Source organism: Bradyrhizobium sp. BEA-2-5 (assembly GCF_032918025.1).
Lineage (GTDB): Bacteria > Pseudomonadota > Alphaproteobacteria > Rhizobiales > Xanthobacteraceae > Bradyrhizobium > Bradyrhizobium pachyrhizi.
Window position 1 is genome coordinate 8,269,284 of sequence record NZ_CP136629.1, and the last position, 15,976, is coordinate 8,285,259.

The window sequence follows — 15,976 nt, forward strand, 5'->3', positions numbered from 1 at the left end:
TGGAGCGAAGCGCAATCCGCGCCGCAAGCATATCTGTCGTCCCGGACAAGCGCAGCGTAGCGGAGCGCCGATCCGGGACCCATAACCACAGGATCGGGTTTTGCGAAGGCTGGTAACCCACATCTCGCGCCACAACCACCGTCTGTGATTATGGGTCCCGGCCTTCGCCGGGACGACGGTTGAGTATGGGTCACGCGCAGAGTGAAACTACTCCGCGGCGCCGGCCTGCTCCGGCACCTTGGTGCCCTGGCCGTAGCGCTGGTCGATGTAGTCGATCACCAGCGCCTTGAAGTCGGCAGAGATGGTCGGCCCGCGCAGCGTGCGGAACTTCTTGCCGTCGACGAAGACAGGTGCAGCCGGCGCTTCGCCGGTGCCCGGCAAGGAGATGCCGATATTGGCATGCTTGGACTCGCCGGGGCCGTTGACGATGCAGCCCATCACCGCGACGTTGAGTTCCTCGACACCAGGGTACTTCGTCTTCCAGGTCGGCATCTCGTCGCGGATGAAATCCTGGATCGAGCGCGCCAGTTCCTGGAACGTGGTCGAGGTGGTGCGGCCGCAGCCGGGGCAGGCCGCAACCAGCGGCACGAAGGTGCGGAAGCCCATGGTCTGCAAGAGCTCCTGGCCGACCTGCACCTCGCGGGTACGGTCGCCGCCGGGCTCCGGCGTCAGCGAGATGCGGATGGTGTCGCCGATACCCTGCTGCAGCAGGATGCCGAGCGCGGCCGAGGACGCCACGATGCCCTTCGAGCCCATGCCGGCCTCGGTCAGGCCGAGATGGATGGCGTAGTCGGAGCGCGAGGCGAGATCCTGGTAGACCGCGATGAGATCCTGCACCGCCGAGACCTTTGCGGAGAGGATGATGCGGTCCTTGGGCATGCCGAGCTCTTCGGCGCGCGCGGCCGAGAGCAGTGCGGACTGCACCATGGCCTCGCGCGTCACCGCGCGCACGTCGCGCGGATTGGCCGAGGCTGCGTTCTCGTCCATCAGCTTGGTCAAAAGCTCCTGGTCGAGCGAGCCCCAATTGGCACCGATGCGGACCGGCTTGTTGTTCTTGTTCGCGATCTCGATGATGTCGGCGAACTGGGTGTCGCGCTTGTCCTTGAAGCCGACATTGCCGGGATTGATGCGGTATTTCGCCAGCGCCTCGGCGCACGCCGGATAGGCCGCGAGCAGCTTGTGACCAATATAATGGAAGTCGCCGATCAAAGGCGTGGTGATGCCACGCTTGCGCAGGCCATCGCGGATGTGCGGAACGGCGGCTGCAGCCTCCTCGCGGTCCACGGTGATGCGGACCATTTCGGAGCCGGCGCGCGCAAGCGCTGCGACCTGGGCGATGGTACCGTCGATGTCGGCGGTGTCGGTGTTGGTCATCGACTGCACGACGATCGGCGCACCGCCACCCACGGCGACGTTGCCGACCTTGACCTGGGTGGTTTGGTGCCGCGGCGCGGGGCCGGCGACGTCGTCTTGCGGCAAAATCTCGGGCTTGTTCATGGCGTCTCGAATATCAGGTTTTGGTGACATTCACCAAGGGGGCGATGGGCCTCGCGCGCGGCGGGCCTAACGATCGTGTTTCGGAGTGAATTCAACAGCTTATGGCGCCAATTGAGGCCAAACGCAAGCCATGCAGCGGCGTCCTGCATGCCCAGCTATATTGGACCGGATTGGGGTGAATCAAAGGGCAAAGTGACAGCTTTTCATGTGATCTCGCGCATCTTAGCATCCTGTTAAGGGTACAACGGGAGGACGTGAAATGGCCGGCCACAGCGAGCTGATCACCACGGCGGAACTTGCCGAGATCCTGATCCGGCCGGACCTTCGCCTGTTCGACTGCACGACCTATCTGGAGCCGGCCCCCGCCGGCAGCAACGTTCCCTATATTGTCGTCTCGGGCCGCCAGACGTTCGAGGCCGGCCACATCCCGGGCGCGAATTTCCTCGATTTGCAGGCCGAGTTCTCGGATGCCCATACCCATCTGCGCTTCATGATGCCGCCGACAACGCAGCTCGAAGCCGCGTTCGGCCGCCACGGCATCTCGGCGGGCAGCCGCGTCGTGCTCTATTCGATCGGCACGGCAATGTGGTCGACGCGGTTCTGGTGGATGCTGCGCTCGCTCGGCTTCGAGGGGGCCGCAGTGCTCGACGGCGGCATCGACAAATGGACCGCCGAAGGACGCGACATCGAGACCGGGCTTGCCGGCGGCTATCCGCCGGCGACGTTTGCGGGACGGCCAAAGGACGGCATGTTCGTCGACAAGCATGACGTGCTCGCCGCGACCACGGAGGGCGACACCGTCATCGTCAACGCGCTCGGCCCGCAATTCTACAAGGGACTGGAGCCAAGCCGTTACGGCCGGTCCGGCCGCATCCCCGGCAGCGTCAGCGTGCCGGCGGCGACCTTGATCGATCCCAAGGCCAAGACGTTCGTGCCGCTTGAGGAGGCCGAAGCCACCTTCGCCGCGCAAGGCATCACCAGGGACAAGCGCGTCGTCGCCTATTGCGGCGGCGGCATCTCCGCGACCATCGACCTGTTCCAGCTGCATCGGCTCGGCTACGACAATCTCACGCTCTATGACGGCTCGATGGGCGAATGGGCGAAGGATGCAGAGTTGCCGATCGAGAGGGGGTAGTGACGGGGCGCGATGTCGCCTCCGTCGTCCTGGCGAAGGCCAGGAGGTAGATTCACATTCGAAGTGCAACACTTGAGCAAAGGCCTCGGCAGGCGTGCGGTAGTCAAGGCATTTGCGCGGGGTGTTGTTGTAGGCGGCGATGAACTGGCGGAATCTGGCGGTCGAGAGGGTTACGAGATCGGTCTTGCGGGGAATAAAGCGGCGCATCCTGCCGATAGCGTTCTCGATGCCGCCCTTCTGCCAGGGGGCGTGGGGATCGCAGAAGAAGGTCTCGATCGAGAGGCGGTGCAGCGCCAGGTGACCGGCGAACTCGGTGCCGTTGTCGAAGGTCACGGTCTGGCGCAGCTCCTGTGGCAGGGTCGCGAAGAAGCCCACGAGATGGCGGGCGACACCGCGCGCGACCTTGCTGGCAAGGCGGATGCCGAGCAGCAGACGCGAGGTGCGCTCGTGCACGGTCAGCACGGCCTGACCGTATTTCGAGAACATCATCAGGTCGGCCTCCCAGTGTCCGGGCACGCTGCGGTCGGCCACTTCGATCGGCCGATTTGCCAAGGAAACACGGCCTTCGATGAAGCTTGCGGGGCTGCCGCCCCTCTTGCCGCGGCGGCCGCGCTTGCTCTTGGCGCGCGGCAGATAGCGCCGCCAGTTGAAATCCGTGGTGCGCCTGAGTTGGGCATAGATGAAGCGGTAGATGGTCTCGTGCGAGATCACCTTGCGCCCGGACTCGCGGGCCAGCCGGCCGGCGACCTGCTCGGGCGACCAGCCCCGGCGAAGGCGTTCCAACACCGCGCGGCGCAGGCCGGGCTCCCGTTCGAGGCGTCCGCCCGTCCAGCGCCGCGCTCGCATCTGGTGCTGGGCATAGTTTGGCTTGTAGCCGACCTGGCTCCCCCGATTGCGCCTCAGTTCCCGAGAGACCGTTGATGGCGAGCGATCCAGAGCTGCCGCGATTTGCCGGACCGAGCTGCCATTGGCCGATAGGCAGGCAATCTCGCATCGGTCGTCCAGAGAGAGCTGCTTGTAAGTCCGCCCCATGGCAACACCTCCTCAAGGAAGTGTTGCACTTCGTTTGCGAACTCAGGGGACCCATTACCACCGAATTTGCTTGTGAACGGGAAAACGGCCCCCGGCGTCGCGCGACAACCGACAGTTGGGATAATGGGTCCTGGCTTTCGCCAGGACGACGGTGAGGATGGTTCTCGCTCCCCAGGGCGCGCAATCAGGACGACTTCCTGACGATCTCAAAGCCTCGGGCGGCCAATTCCTTCAAGATGCTCTTCGCCAGATGGGAGCACTCATCGGGCTTTATCCAGCACGAACTGCGCCAATCCGGATCATCCTCTTTCGAATACGCGGTGAATGCAGACCGGATTCCGGCTTCAATTGCATCGGTGGCATCGATTGCCATTGGCGCGCCTCCACGACATGCTTCGCGTGGGAGGCTTCACGAAATGCCTATGGCGGTGTTGATGTATATCAATACCGGACGACAGGGTCGCGTTGCAGCGGGCTCGCAGCTCTCACGCCGGCACGTTGGGATCCGGCGTCACCTTCGGGTCGGGCTTGTTGACGAGGTAGAGGCCGGCGATCACCAGCAGCGCGGCGACACCGAACACCGCCGTCAGCGTGTCGTGCATGATGAAATAGGCCGCGACCACGCCGAACAGCGGCGTGACGAAGGTGAAGGCGGACAGCTTGCTCGCGGAGTAGGTCTTCACCATCGCAAACCAGATGACGAATGTGCAGCCGACCACCCAGACCGCCTGATAGGCGAGCAGCGAGATCGACAGCGCGCTCGGCACATGCTCGATGCGCTCGCCCGCGATCCAGGTGGCGAAGCCGAGGATCGGAATCGAGATCGCGACCTGGTAGCCGAGCGCCTTTTCCGGCGCCGCCTTGCGCAGCTGTGTGCCCTTGGCGACCAGCGTGGTCGCCGCCCACAGCGCGCCGCCGCCGACCACCATGAGGTCGCCGAGCAGCACCTTGGCGTCGACGTTCGGCTGCGGCACGCCGATCGCGAGCGCGACGCCGGCAAAGCTCAGCGCAAGCCCGCTCCACTGCACGGTCGAGAGACGCTCGCCGAGGAACTGGTGCGAGCCGAGCGCAACGAAGAACGGCGCGGTGTAGAGGAACACCGAGGCCCGCGACGCCGAGGTGAAGACGAGGCCAGTGAAGATCAGAACGAACTCGCAGCCGAACATCAACCCGGCGATGATCCCGGGCACCAGCGTGCCGTCGCGCTCGAAGAATTTGACGCCGCGCAGGTAGCCGACGATCAGCATCACCGGCAGCGCGCCGGCCGAGCGGATCATCGCCTGCAACATCGGCGGCACGTCGGGCAGCGCGAGTTTCACCGCAAGCTGGTTGAAGCCCCAGCTCACGCACAGCATCAGCATCACGGCGATGGCGCCGGGCGGCAGCCCGTGTCCGACGCTGACGGGCCTCGTGACGCTGGCGGAGATCGCTTGGGTCGACATGTTTCCTCGCGGGCCGGCTTGGTGCCGTGTTGTTGCTAGTCGGACTGCGTCGTCCCTGCGAAAGCAGGGACCCATACGCCGCGGCCGGTGTTGTGAACGAGACTTGTCGTTCCAGCGTCGTATAACAATTGAGGGCGGTGGTTATGGGTCCCTGCTTTCGCAGGGACGACACCGCGGTGAGGACTTTGGCCGCGCTCAATCATTTCTGGCAATGCGCGCAGGTGCCGGCGATCTCGACGACGGAGAGTTTCGGGATGAACCCGGAGGCCCGCGCCGCCGCGGTCAGGCTTTGCGCGACGGGGGCGGCCGGGATCTCGCCGACCGAGCCGCAATGGTCGCAGATCAGGAACGCCACCATCGAGGTCTCGTCATGGTCATGCGCGCAGGCGAGATAGGCATTGCGGCTCTCGATGCGGTGCACGAGGCCGTTGGCCATCAGGAAATCGAGGGCACGATAGACCGTGATCGGTGCCGGCCGTGCCATCGACTTGGCGAGCTCGTCGATCACCTCATAGGCGCCGAGCGGGCGATGGCTGGAGAGCAGCGCCCCCAGCACCTGACGGCGAATTGGCGTGAATTTCTGGCCGCGGCGCGCACAAACCTGCTCGGCATGCGCCATCGCGTCCGCGGCGCAGCGGCCGTGATCGTGGTCGGGGGCAGGAAATGTCGGCTTGGCCAGGCTCATTGCCTCGATATGTAGCATTTGCGCGCCCGTTCCCAAAGCCCGGCTCCCAACCCCGGTCCGCCGCCGGGTTGCAGCCATGCCCGCAATGCGGGGCAGCCTCGCGTTAACCCGGCATGCAGAAATCATAAGCAAGCTTATTATATCCCAAGCTTATGGAGGCAGGATCGATGCGCGGTTCGGTGGACACCGATTTCTTGTTTACGCTGGGCGAAGTGTTCCGGCTGATCCGGGTCTATGCCGACAAGGAGGCCGCCCGCTACGGCATCACCCGCGCGCAGTGGGCAGTGCTGTCCAAGGTGGAACGCCAGGAGGGGTTGAAACAGACCGAACTCGCCGAGTTGCTGGAGGTGCAGCCGATCACGCTGACCCGCCTGATCGACAAGCTCTGCGACAATGACTGGCTCGAACGGCGCAGCGACGCGACCGCCGCGTCAAGCGCCTCTACCTGAAGAAGGCTGCGCGCCCGCTGCTCGGCAAGCTCGCCGGCCTCCGCTCCGAACTTACCGCGACCGCACTCGAGGGCATCAGCCCCGCTGACGCGTATCGCCTGCTCACCCAATTGGAATCGATCAAGGAAAACGTCCGCAATGCCGTCCAGACCACAGCCGGCGAGCCCTCCCGAAAGGAACAGCGCTATGGCTGAACCCGTCCTCAAACTGGCCCCCGAGCAGAAGAGCAATCCGGGCGAGCCTGCGCCGTCGGGCAAGGCCAGCCGCGCGCCGCGCCGTCGCCTGATGGCGGGCCTGCGGCGCTATCGCCGCACGCTGCTGCTGGTCGTGCTGCCGACGCTGGCTGCGATCGGCGGCATCGTCTTCTATCTCAATGGCGGGCGCTATGTCGGCACCGACGACGCCTATGTCGGCGCGCAGAAGGTGCTGGTGACGCCCGACATCTCCGGCAAGATTCTGAAGGTGGTCGTGAAGGAAGGCCAGTCGGTCAAGCGGGGCGACGAACTGTTCGAGATCGACCCGGTTCCGTTCCGCCATGCGGTGGCGCAGGCCAAGGCTGCGCTCGACCAGACCAGGACCACCTATGACAACCTGGTCGACAACATCAAGATCAACGGCAGGATGCTGGAATTCGCCCAGCAGAGCATCGAATTGAAGAAGCGCGACGTCGAACGCAAGTCGACGCTGGCCAAGAACAATTTCGGCTCGCAGCTCGATCTCGACAACGCAGCGAATGCACAAGTGACCGCCGAGAGCCTGGCGCAATTCATCAAGCAGCAGCTCTCCAACGCCAAGACGCAGTTGCTGGGCGATCCCGCGCTGCCGCTGGAGCAGTTCCCGCCCTACGCGCAGGCGAAAGCCAAGCTGGACGATGCCCAGCGCAACCTCGATCACACCGTGCTGCGCGCGCCGATGGACGGTGTGGCGACGCAGGTCGAGCAGATTCAGCTCGGCCGCTATGTCGCCGCCGGCACGCCGGTATTCTCCATCATCGACGTCGCCCATCCCTGGGTCGACGCCAATCCGAAGGAGAGCGACCTCACTTACGTGACCGAAGGACAGCCGGTGACGCTCGTCGTCGACGCGTTCCCGAACCACGTGTTCAAGGGCAAGATCGGATCGCTCTCTCCCGGCACCGGCGCGCAATTCGCGATCCTGCCGCCGCAGAACGCCACCGGCAATTTCGTCAAAGTGGTGCAGCGCGTCCCCGTGCGGATTTACTTCGACGAGAACGATCCGTTCGTGAAGAAGCTGAAAGCCGGCATGAGCGTCTACGCGACGATCGACACCAACCACCGCCGCACGCTGGCCGGCCTGCTCGGGCTGGCGCCGGCCTCGGCGCACCCGGATCACGAGCAGGAATAAATGAGATGAGGCCGAACTGGCGGCCGCGATAACAGTGCGCCCCCTCTCCCGCTTGCGGGGGAGGTGGTTTCCAACGCTCGAACAGGACCGACCTGAATGAATGCACCGTCACCATCCGCCGTGCCCGGCCTGCGCCGGAACATGGTGACGATCTGCGCCATGACCGCGACCATCATGCAGGCGCTGGACACCACCATTGCCAATGTTGCCCTGCCCTACATGCAGGGCACGCTGTCGGCCTCGCAGGACCAGATCAACTGGGTGCTGACCTCCTACATCGTCGCCGCGGCGATCATGACCGCGCCGGTGGGCTGGATCGCCAACCGCTTCGGCCGCAAGCGCATCTTCATCATCTGCTCGGCCGGCTTCACCATGGCGTCGGTGCTATGCGGCCTCGCGCAGGACATCAACCAGATGGTGCTGTTCCGCCTGCTTCAAGGCGTGTTCGGCGCGGCCCTGGTGCCGCTGTCGCAATCGGTCATGCTCGATTATTACACGCTTCAGGAGCGCGCCAAGGCGATGTCGATCTGGGGCATGGGCGTGATGATGGGCCCGATCATGGGACCCTCTCTGGGTGCCTGGCTCACCGAGACCTATTCCTGGCACTGGGTGTTCTTCGTCAATCTGCCGTTCGGCGCCATCACCGTGCTCGGGCTGATCGTCTTCATGGACGAGACCAGGAAGGACATCAGCCTCAGATTCGACTGGTTCGGCTTCGCCGCGCTGGCGGTCGCGATCGGCGCGCTTCAGCTCGCGCTCGACCGCGGCGAGCAATTGGGCTGGCTGGAATCCAACGAGATCCTGGCGGAATTCATCGTCTCGGCCGTCGCCTTCTATTTCTTCGCCCATTCGCTGACGACCAGCCGGCCCTTCATCCAGTTCGCGCTGTTCAAGGACAAGAACTTCCTCGGCGGCTGCGTGTTCATGACTGTGATGGGGCTCGTGCTGTTCTCGACCATGGCGCTGGCCTCGCCCTACATGCAGAACGTGATCGGCTATCCCATCATCACCGCCGGCTTGCTGCTGGCGAGCCGCGGCATCGGCACCTTCTTCGCCATGATGCTGGTCGGCCGCATGATGCGCTATTTCGAGGCGCGCACGCTGATCATCTCCGGCCTGACGCTGACCGCGGGATCGCTGTTCCAGATGACCGGCTGGACCGACCTGACCCAGGTGCCGGAGATCGTCACCGTGAGCGTCATCCAGGGCTTCGGCTTCGGCCTCGTCTTCGTGCCGCTCTCGACCGTGGCGTTCCTGACGCTGCCCAACCATCTGCGCACCGACGGCACCTCGATGCTGACGCTGCTGCGCAACGTCGCAAGCTCGGTCGGCATCTCGATCGTGATCGCGCAGCTGACGGAAGGCGGACGGCGGATCTACGCAAAGCTGTCGGAGCAGATCAACCCGTTCAACCACGCGCTGCAGATGCCCGACGTGTCAGGCATGATCAACCTCAACACCGACGTCGGCCGCGCCATGGCCGACAGAATGGTCAGCGTGCAGGCGCAGATCATCGCCTTCGCGCACGACTACCAACTCGTGATGGTCTTCATCCTCTACACCATCCCGCTCGCGTTCCTGATCGGCTCGACCAAGGCCACGCTGCGCAAGCAGTCGGCGCCGTCGGACCATGCCGCGGTGATGGAGTAGACTCTTCACCCTCCCCTGGAGGGGAGAGGGTCGGCTCACATTGAGCGAAGCGAAATGTGCGCCCGGGTGGGGTGATCTATCGGCACGGGCGCTGTTCGTGTGGTGAGACCGTCACCCCACCCCGCTGCGCATTCCGCTTCGCTACATGCGCAACGACCCTCCCCCTCCAGGGGAGGGTGGCGTCGCGCGCTCCTATTCCGTCGCGGCACGCTCTAGAGCTTCCACTCGACCAAAGCGCAAGACGCCGCAGCCGCAAGCCGCGTTGACTTTCCGACCTCGCCTCCCAATACTCCGCGAAAACAAGCAAGAGCCGTCACACGGCTGACGGTTTCAGGGGAGGACGCAATGCCGACTTCACGCAGGACGCTGCTGAAGACTTCAGCGGCGGCCGCCGCTGCTTTCAGCTTGGATTGGACGCGGGCACAGGCGCAGGCCGAGACGGTCCGGATCGGCCTGATCTACGATCTCACCGGCCCCTTCGCCGCCGGCGGCTCGGTCGCCTCGTCGATCGGCGCGCAGATCGCGATCGATCTCGTCAACGAGAAAGGCGGTGTCGGCGGCAAGTACAAGATTGCTCCAGTCGCCGCGGATTCCCAGAGCAAGCCCGACGTTGCGATCAACGAGGCCGAACGGCTGATCAGCCAGGAGAAGATCGACATCCTCAACGGCGTCTATGCGAGTTCGCATGCGGTGCCGCTCGCGGCCAAGGTCGAGCAGCAGAAGAAGATCCTCTGGATCACGACCGCGGTCTCGACCGCCGTGTTCAAGGACAAGAACCTGCAATACGTGTTTCGCGCGCAGATCCATTCGGATCAATACGGGCAGGCCTTTGCAAGCTTCATCAACGAGCATGCGAAAGCCAAGCTCGGCATGGACCCGAAGGAGGTCAAGGTCGCGTTGATCCACGAGGACGGGCCCTACGGCGTCGGCGTCGCCACGGCCGACGAGGCCTATGCCAAGCAGGCCGGCATCCCGGTGGTGCTGCGCGAGGGCTATTCGGCATCGGCGCCGGACCTGTCGGTGCTCGTCACGAAGATCAAGCGCGCCAAGGCCGACGTGATCTCGCATGCCGGCTACAACCCTGACATCACCCTGTTCCTGCGCCAGGCACGCGAGAGCGGCCTGCGCTTCAAGATGCTGTTCGGGGCCGGCGCCGGCTACAGCCAGCTCGACAAGCTGCGCGCCACCTTCGGGGCCGACATCGACAATTTCTGCAACATCGACCCGGTTCCGGCGCAACTGCTCGACCCCGCCAAGCTCGCGCCGGGCATCGGTGACCTCACCAAGACCATGGTTGCGCGCTACCGCGAGAAGACCGGTGCGACCGACGTGCCGCCACACTGCTCGATGGGCTTCAACCAGACCTGGGTGCTGCTCAACAACGTGCTGCCGGTCGCCAAGGAGAAGTACGGCAGCTTCGAGCCCGAGGCCATCCGCAAGGCGGCGCTCGACGTCGACATCCCCGCGGGCGGCACCATCCAGGGCTATGGCGTGAAATTCTTCCCGCCGGGCACGCCGCTGTCCGGCCAGAACGAACGCTCGACACCGGTGGTGATGCAGAACGCGGGCGAGCACATCTCGGTGGTGTGGCCGACCAACATCAGGACACAGGACCCGGTGTTCCCGCTGCCGAAGGGCTCGGTCTACGCGGCGTAGCGTGGCGACGAGGCGAGACTGCCGCCGCATCGGGGCTGCGCTCCCTCACCCCGCTCTTGCGGGGAGGTGAGATGTCGCCTTGCCGCTCGAGCGAATGACGCGGTGACAACCCCTCATCCGGCGCGCGTTCGCGCGCCACCTTCTCCCACAAGGGGAGAAGGGAAGCGGTGCCGTGCGACTACAATGTCACCCGCCTGCCCTCCTCCGCCGCCCAATAGCCGGCGTAGTTCACCTTGATCGTCTCATACGCGAGCGCGAGGTCCGACAGCGGCTGTCGTCCGGTCGCAACGCATTCCATAAAGTCCTGGATCTCCTGCAAGTACCCGCGCGTCCATTCCTCCTCGAGGCAGACATATTGCCAGCCGGTCTTGCGGTCGACCTTCTCGGTGATGTAGACGCCGGCGAGCTTTTCCTCGCTGGTCTGATAGCTCATCAGATGGGTGTTCGGGGTGATGTTGGCGAACAGTGAGCCGCCACTCGTATAGGTCTCGATCAGATTGCGCACGCCGCCCATGATCATGTCGCCGGAGAACACGGTGGCCTTGGTGCCGTCGGAGAAGGTCGCGGTGAGAGTGCCCCAGTCCTCGACGTCGACGGGATTGGCCTTGATGTAGGCGCGCTCCTCGGGCTTGAGGCCGGCTGTGACGTTGCCGACGTCGCCGGTGACGCTGGCGACGTGGATGGTCTCGCCGCGCGCCTTCGCTTCGACCTGCTTGAGATAGAGCACGGCCGAGAGCGGATGGCAGCCCATGCGGATCAGCGAGCCGCCGCCGGTCATCGCCCATTGCGCGGCATGCGCGGCGTGCGAGCCGGAATGGCTCTCCTCGCCCTTCATGAACAGGATCTTGTCTTTCGTCGCCCTGATGATCTCCGCGGTCTTGGTCACCGCCGGCGCGTAAATCCAGTCCTCGGCGTACATGAACAGCTTCCCTGTCCGCTCGATCGCGGCGCGTGTCGCGTCCATCTCTTCCAGCACGCGCTCATACATCAGCGCCTTCGGCACGCGCCTGCCGATGGGCTGCTCGTCGCCCTCGCGGCCGAAATAGCCGGCGAAGGGCTTTTCGCAGATCACATGCCTGCCCGCCTGCATCGCGCCGACGATCATCCCGGCATGGAGATTGGGCGGCGTGCAGATGTCGATGACGTCGAGATCGGCGTCCGCGACCAGATCGGCGAAGCTGCGATAGACGTTCGGGATTGCGTGCTTGCGGGCGAACTCGTTGACATGATCGCCGCGCGCCGCGACCGCCCTCACCTCGACGTCCACGCCATAAACGCGCCGGAACGCATACATGTGCAGCTCCGACACGAAGCCGCAGCCGGCCAGCCCGATCCTGATTTTTGTCATTTGATGTCTCCGCCCTTCAGGCGGGCGGAGAGTAGCGTGCGGCCATCACCGCGTCGAACGCATTTGCCATGACATCCGTCGAAGGCATCATTGTCGTGAACAGTTCGAACGCGTCCGCTGCCGCGTAGATCGCCAGATCGCGCCCGGTCAGGACTTTGGCGCCCTTGGCCTTGGCCGCCGACAGCAGCGGCGTCCAGAGCGGCGTGTACACCGCATCGGCGACCCACATCGACGGATGCAACAAGCTGTCCGGCACGGGACTGTCGCGGCTCGTCAGCATGCCGACCGGCGTTGCGTTGACGACGCCGGTCGCGCCATCGACCGCGGCCTCGACGCTGGCGACACCACGAACCGGATGACGGCCGGCCAACTGACCGGCCAGCCGCGCGACCTTGACGGCATCAGCGTCGAAGATGCGCAGTTCGCCGACACCGAGGCCGGCGAGCGCGAAGGCGATTGCCTTGCCGACGCCGCCGGCACCGATCAGCGCGATCGGGCCGCGCGGCGCTGAGGCAAGCAGCGGTGCGATCGCGCGCGCGAAGCCGGTCGCGTCGGTGTTGTGCCCGACCAGCCGCGCGCCATCGGCGACGATGGTGTTGACCGCGCCGATCGCGCGCGCATCAGGTGCGAGGTCATCGAGCAGCTCGACCACCGCCTCCTTGTAGGGAAAGGTGACGTTGACGCCGGCAAAGCCGAGCCGCCGGATACCCTCGAGCATCGCACGCAGATCGTCGCGTCCGGCGCCCTCGACCTCGATGAGTTGGTAGTGGACGCGAACGCCGAGCGCAGCTGCGGCCGCTTCGTGCATCGCAGGCGCCGCCGAATGCGCGATCGGATAGCCAATCAACCCCGTCAGGAAACGGTCGCGCATTCTCCCTCGCGTCGGTCACGTTCAGCTCATCCGGTCGAGCCGAGCATAGCTGTCTTCCATGCCGTGCTCCATGCCGGTCGCGAGCATCGCCGTGCGCGTTTCGGCATCCGGCAACGTCATCCGCATCGTCATCAAGGTTCCGTCGCCGTCGGGCGCAAAGCGCGTCTCGACCTGATTGTCCGGCGTCGGATCCGGCAGATGCATGCGCTCGACATGCACGATGCGGCTGAACGGTTCGAGCGCGAGATATTCACCGGTCAAATGAAAGCCGCCGCCCTTGCCGTCGGTCCATTCGTAGCGGATCCGGCCGCCGGGCCTCGCCTCGCTGATGCAGACCGGCATGGTCCAGCCGTCGGGACCGAGCAGCCATTTTTGCAACAGCTCCGGCTCGGTATGCGCGCGATACACCGCCTCCGGCGGCGCGACGAAGCGCCTGGTGATGACGACATAGCGGTCGCCTTCGGTCTTCAGCGTCAACTTGCTCATGGGGATACCCTTCACTGCTCAGGCTTCATTGCGGCCAGCACGTCGTCCAGCCGGTCGTAATTGGTTTCCAGCGCGCGGCGCAGCATGCCGAGCCATTGATCGATCTCGGCAACCGCCGATGGCGCCAGCCGGCACGGCCGCTTGGTGCCCTCGATCCGCCGCACGATCAGGCCGGCGCCCTCGAGCACCTTGAGATGGCGGGAGATCGCGGGTTGGGTCATGTCGAACGGCTCGACCAGCTCCATGACCGTCGCCTCGCCCAGCGCGAGGCGCGCCAGGATTGCCCGGCGGGTCGGGTCGGCGAGCGCGGAAAAGGCGGCATCGAGGCTGGCCATGCTTGATCTCAATCGGTTATATAACGATATTGTTATATAACCGATTATGCATGGTCAAGCGAAATCCGCTACGGCGAACGTGCGCAGCGGATTTCGTTCGTCCCTTCAATGCTGGAATTGCGCGCCGCCGGCGGCGCGCAGCTAGACGTCGAAGAACACCGTCTCGTTGTCGCCCTGCAGATGGACGTCGAAGGTGTAGACGGTGCCCGCGCCGGCCTTGCGCCTGGCAATCAAGGTCGCGCGGCGCCCGGCCGGCACCAGCGCGAGCGTGGAGTCAGCGGCGTTGCCGGCTTCGTCGTCGAAATAGATCCGGGTGTAGAGGTGCAACAGCATACCGCGCGCGAACACCGCGAGCCCGATGTGCGGCGCCTGCGGCTTGCCGTCGGGATCCGGCACCACGCCCGGCTTGATGGTATCGAAGGCGTAGTTGCCGTCCTTGTCGGTGCCGCAGCGGCCGAAGCCCTTGAATGAGGAGTTCGGCAGCGCCCGCGCATCCTGCGGATCGGAGAAGCGCCCTTGCGCGTCGGCCTGCCAGATCTCCAGCATGCAGTCCGGGATTATGGCGCCGTCGCCGTCATAGACCTTGCCCTCGACGCGGATGCGCTCGCCGGAGACATCGGACGTCAGCAGGTTGCTGGTAAAGGCGTCATTCCATTCGTATTCGCCGTTCGGCGTCAGGCCATACTTGAAGTAGGGGCCGACGGTCTGCGAAGGCGTGATTCCATCAGGACGCGGGTTCGACACTTACCTGATCTCCATCGGCGTGGCATTGCGTCCGCGCAGCACGATGTCGAAGCGGTAGCACAGCGCCCATTCGGGCTTCGTGTTCTCGAGATCGAACGACGAGACCATCCGTGCCCGCGCCTTCTCGTCGGTCACCGAGTTGAAGATCGGATCGAACGGAAACAGCGGATCGCCGGGGAAGTACATCTGCGTCACGAGGCGGGTGACGAAGGAATAGCCGAACACCGAAAGGTGGATATGCGCGGGTCGCCAGGCGTTGTGGTGATTGCCCCAGGGGTAGGCGCCGGGCTTGATGGTGACGAACTTGTAATAGCCCTTGGCATCGGATTGCGTCCGGCCGGCACCGGTGAAGTTCGGATCGAGCGGCGCCGGGTGCTGGTCGACGACATGGATGTAGCGGCCGCAGGCATTGGCCTGCCACAGCTCGACCAGCGTGTTGGGCACGCCACGGCCGTCCTCGTCGCGCACATGACCGTGCACGATGATGCGCTCGCCGAGCGGCTCGCCGCTGTGCTGGGTGGTGAGATCATTATCGCCCTCACGCATGGTCTCATGGCCGTAGACGGGGCCGGTCAGTTCCGACAGCGTCTGGCGCATCGGGATCAGCGGCTTGCTCGGCGCGCGCTTGATCGAGCTCCGGTACGCAGGCGACAGGCGCGGGGGATGGACGCTGTTCGAAGCGACCGGGTAGATCAACGTCATGTGCTTTCTCCAGATCGGATCGCCGCCCGCGCCGGATATCAGGCCGGCGCCTTGAAATCGTAGGAGATGCGCCCGGCCGGCAGATAGAACAGCGCGATGACCGCGCCGCCCCTCACCTCCGGATAGTGCCGGCTGCCGGGATCCGGCGCGGTCCAGCCCGGCCCCTGCCAGCCCTGCAACCCCTTCAGCTGCGCGCCCTTGTCGAGCGGAACGACGAGATTGAGCTCGCCATAGGGGTGGCCGTGATATTGCCCGCGCAGCACGTCATGATCGTCCTCGTCCTTGAAGCGGCGCGGATCGGCGCTGTTCATGTAGACCGCGGTGATGCTGAACTGGAACGTCTCTGGGACCGGCTCAAGGATGCGGCTGCGCCGATAGTTCGGGCCCTCCACCTCCTGGTTCGCCGCCCAACCCTCCGCGACTCCCATTTTGATGAGGCGGGCGAGATCCTGGTACAGCGCGCTGTCCTCTCCATAGGTCTTGTTGAGCCATCGCTCCATCGCCGCGCTAGGCGTCATGTCCTTGACCTCGCGCAGAAACGGAATGCTGCGTTCGATAAGCTGTTCACGGCTTCCCATG

General features: G+C 64.8%; 15 protein-coding genes and 2 pseudogenes. 5 read left to right on the forward strand and 12 right to left on the reverse strand.

The window, feature by feature from the left end:
- Positions 1-207: 207 nt before the first annotated feature.
- Complete coding sequence (gene ispG / locus RX327_RS38585) at positions 208-1,497, reverse strand: flavodoxin-dependent (E)-4-hydroxy-3-methylbut-2-enyl-diphosphate synthase (RefSeq protein ID WP_317249013.1); 1,290 nt, start codon at positions 1,495-1,497, stop codon at positions 208-210.
- A 259-nt stretch (positions 1,498-1,756) separates the two neighbouring features.
- On the opposite strand from ispG, the gene RX327_RS38590 reads away from it, so the two are divergent.
- Positions 1,757-2,632, forward strand: a complete 876-nt coding sequence (locus tag RX327_RS38590) for a sulfurtransferase (protein ID WP_317249014.1) — start codon at positions 1,757-1,759, stop codon at positions 2,630-2,632.
- A 171-nt stretch (positions 2,633-2,803) separates the two neighbouring features.
- Here RX327_RS38590 and RX327_RS38595 read toward each other — a convergent pair.
- From RX327_RS38595 to RX327_RS38610, 4 genes and pseudogenes are all read right to left on the reverse strand, one after another.
- A pseudogene (locus RX327_RS38595) lies at positions 2,804-3,664 on the reverse strand (IS30 family transposase); the annotation flags it as partial.
- A gap of 184 nt (positions 3,665-3,848) precedes the next feature.
- Positions 3,849-4,037: a hypothetical protein gene (locus RX327_RS38600; protein WP_028338145.1), complete on the reverse strand. Its 189-nt coding sequence runs from the start codon at positions 4,035-4,037 to the stop codon at positions 3,849-3,851.
- A 112-nt stretch (positions 4,038-4,149) separates the two neighbouring features.
- On the reverse strand, positions 4,150-5,106 hold the full coding sequence (locus RX327_RS38605) for a DMT family transporter (protein WP_317249015.1): 957 nt from the start codon (positions 5,104-5,106) through the stop codon (positions 4,150-4,152).
- A 199-nt stretch (positions 5,107-5,305) separates the two neighbouring features.
- A complete protein-coding gene (locus RX327_RS38610; protein ID WP_317251419.1) occupies positions 5,306-5,791 on the reverse strand; it encodes a Fur family transcriptional regulator in 486 nt (161 codons plus the stop codon).
- A 152-nt stretch (positions 5,792-5,943) separates the two neighbouring features.
- Between RX327_RS38610 and RX327_RS38615 the strand changes: the two are divergent.
- From RX327_RS38615 to RX327_RS38630, 4 genes and pseudogenes are all read left to right on the forward strand, one after another.
- A pseudogene (locus tag RX327_RS38615) lies at positions 5,944-6,434 on the forward strand (MarR family winged helix-turn-helix transcriptional regulator).
- On the forward strand, positions 6,427-7,605 hold the full coding sequence (locus RX327_RS38620) for an HlyD family secretion protein (protein WP_317249016.1): 1,179 nt from the start codon (positions 6,427-6,429) through the stop codon (positions 7,603-7,605). Before RX327_RS38615 ends, RX327_RS38620 begins: the two are co-directional and overlap by 8 nt.
- Before the next feature lie 96 nt (positions 7,606-7,701).
- The gene (locus tag RX327_RS38625; protein ID WP_317249017.1) at positions 7,702-9,255 is read left to right on the forward strand and encodes an MDR family MFS transporter; all 1,554 of its coding nucleotides are present in this window, start codon (positions 7,702-7,704) and stop codon (positions 9,253-9,255) included.
- A 345-nt stretch (positions 9,256-9,600) separates the two neighbouring features.
- Positions 9,601-10,911, forward strand: a complete 1,311-nt coding sequence (locus RX327_RS38630) for an ABC transporter substrate-binding protein (protein WP_317249018.1) — start codon at positions 9,601-9,603, stop codon at positions 10,909-10,911.
- 178 nt (positions 10,912-11,089) lie between these two features.
- Here RX327_RS38630 and RX327_RS38635 read toward each other — a convergent pair whose 3' ends face one another.
- The 7 genes from RX327_RS38635 to RX327_RS38665 form a co-directional block, all read right to left on the reverse strand.
- On the reverse strand, positions 11,090-12,259 hold the full coding sequence (locus RX327_RS38635) for a Gfo/Idh/MocA family oxidoreductase (protein WP_317249019.1): 1,170 nt from the start codon (positions 12,257-12,259) through the stop codon (positions 11,090-11,092).
- Between the two features lie 16 nt (positions 12,260-12,275).
- Positions 12,276-13,130, reverse strand: coding sequence for a shikimate dehydrogenase (locus RX327_RS38640; protein ID WP_050383333.1), 855 nt, complete (start codon positions 13,128-13,130; stop codon positions 12,276-12,278).
- A gap of 21 nt (positions 13,131-13,151) precedes the next feature.
- Positions 13,152-13,616 carry an SRPBCC domain-containing protein gene (locus RX327_RS38645; protein ID WP_050383334.1) on the reverse strand — a complete coding sequence of 155 codons (465 nt, stop codon included), beginning with the start codon at positions 13,614-13,616 and terminating at the stop codon, positions 13,152-13,154.
- An 11-nt stretch (positions 13,617-13,627) separates the two neighbouring features.
- Positions 13,628-13,951, reverse strand: coding sequence for an ArsR/SmtB family transcription factor (locus tag RX327_RS38650; protein ID WP_028338155.1), 324 nt, complete (start codon positions 13,949-13,951; stop codon positions 13,628-13,630).
- 141 nt (positions 13,952-14,092) lie between these two features.
- Positions 14,093-14,695 (reverse strand): protocatechuate 3,4-dioxygenase subunit alpha, encoded by a 603-nt coding sequence (pcaG, locus tag RX327_RS38655; protein ID WP_317249020.1) that lies wholly within the window; start codon positions 14,693-14,695, stop codon positions 14,093-14,095.
- On the reverse strand, positions 14,696-15,397 hold the full coding sequence (gene pcaH, locus RX327_RS38660) for a protocatechuate 3,4-dioxygenase subunit beta (protein WP_317249021.1): 702 nt from the start codon (positions 15,395-15,397) through the stop codon (positions 14,696-14,698).
- Between the two features lie 38 nt (positions 15,398-15,435).
- Complete coding sequence (locus tag RX327_RS38665) at positions 15,436-15,975, reverse strand: DUF4863 family protein (protein ID WP_050383335.1); 540 nt, start codon at positions 15,973-15,975, stop codon at positions 15,436-15,438.
- Between the last annotated feature and the right edge of the window lies 1 nt (position 15,976).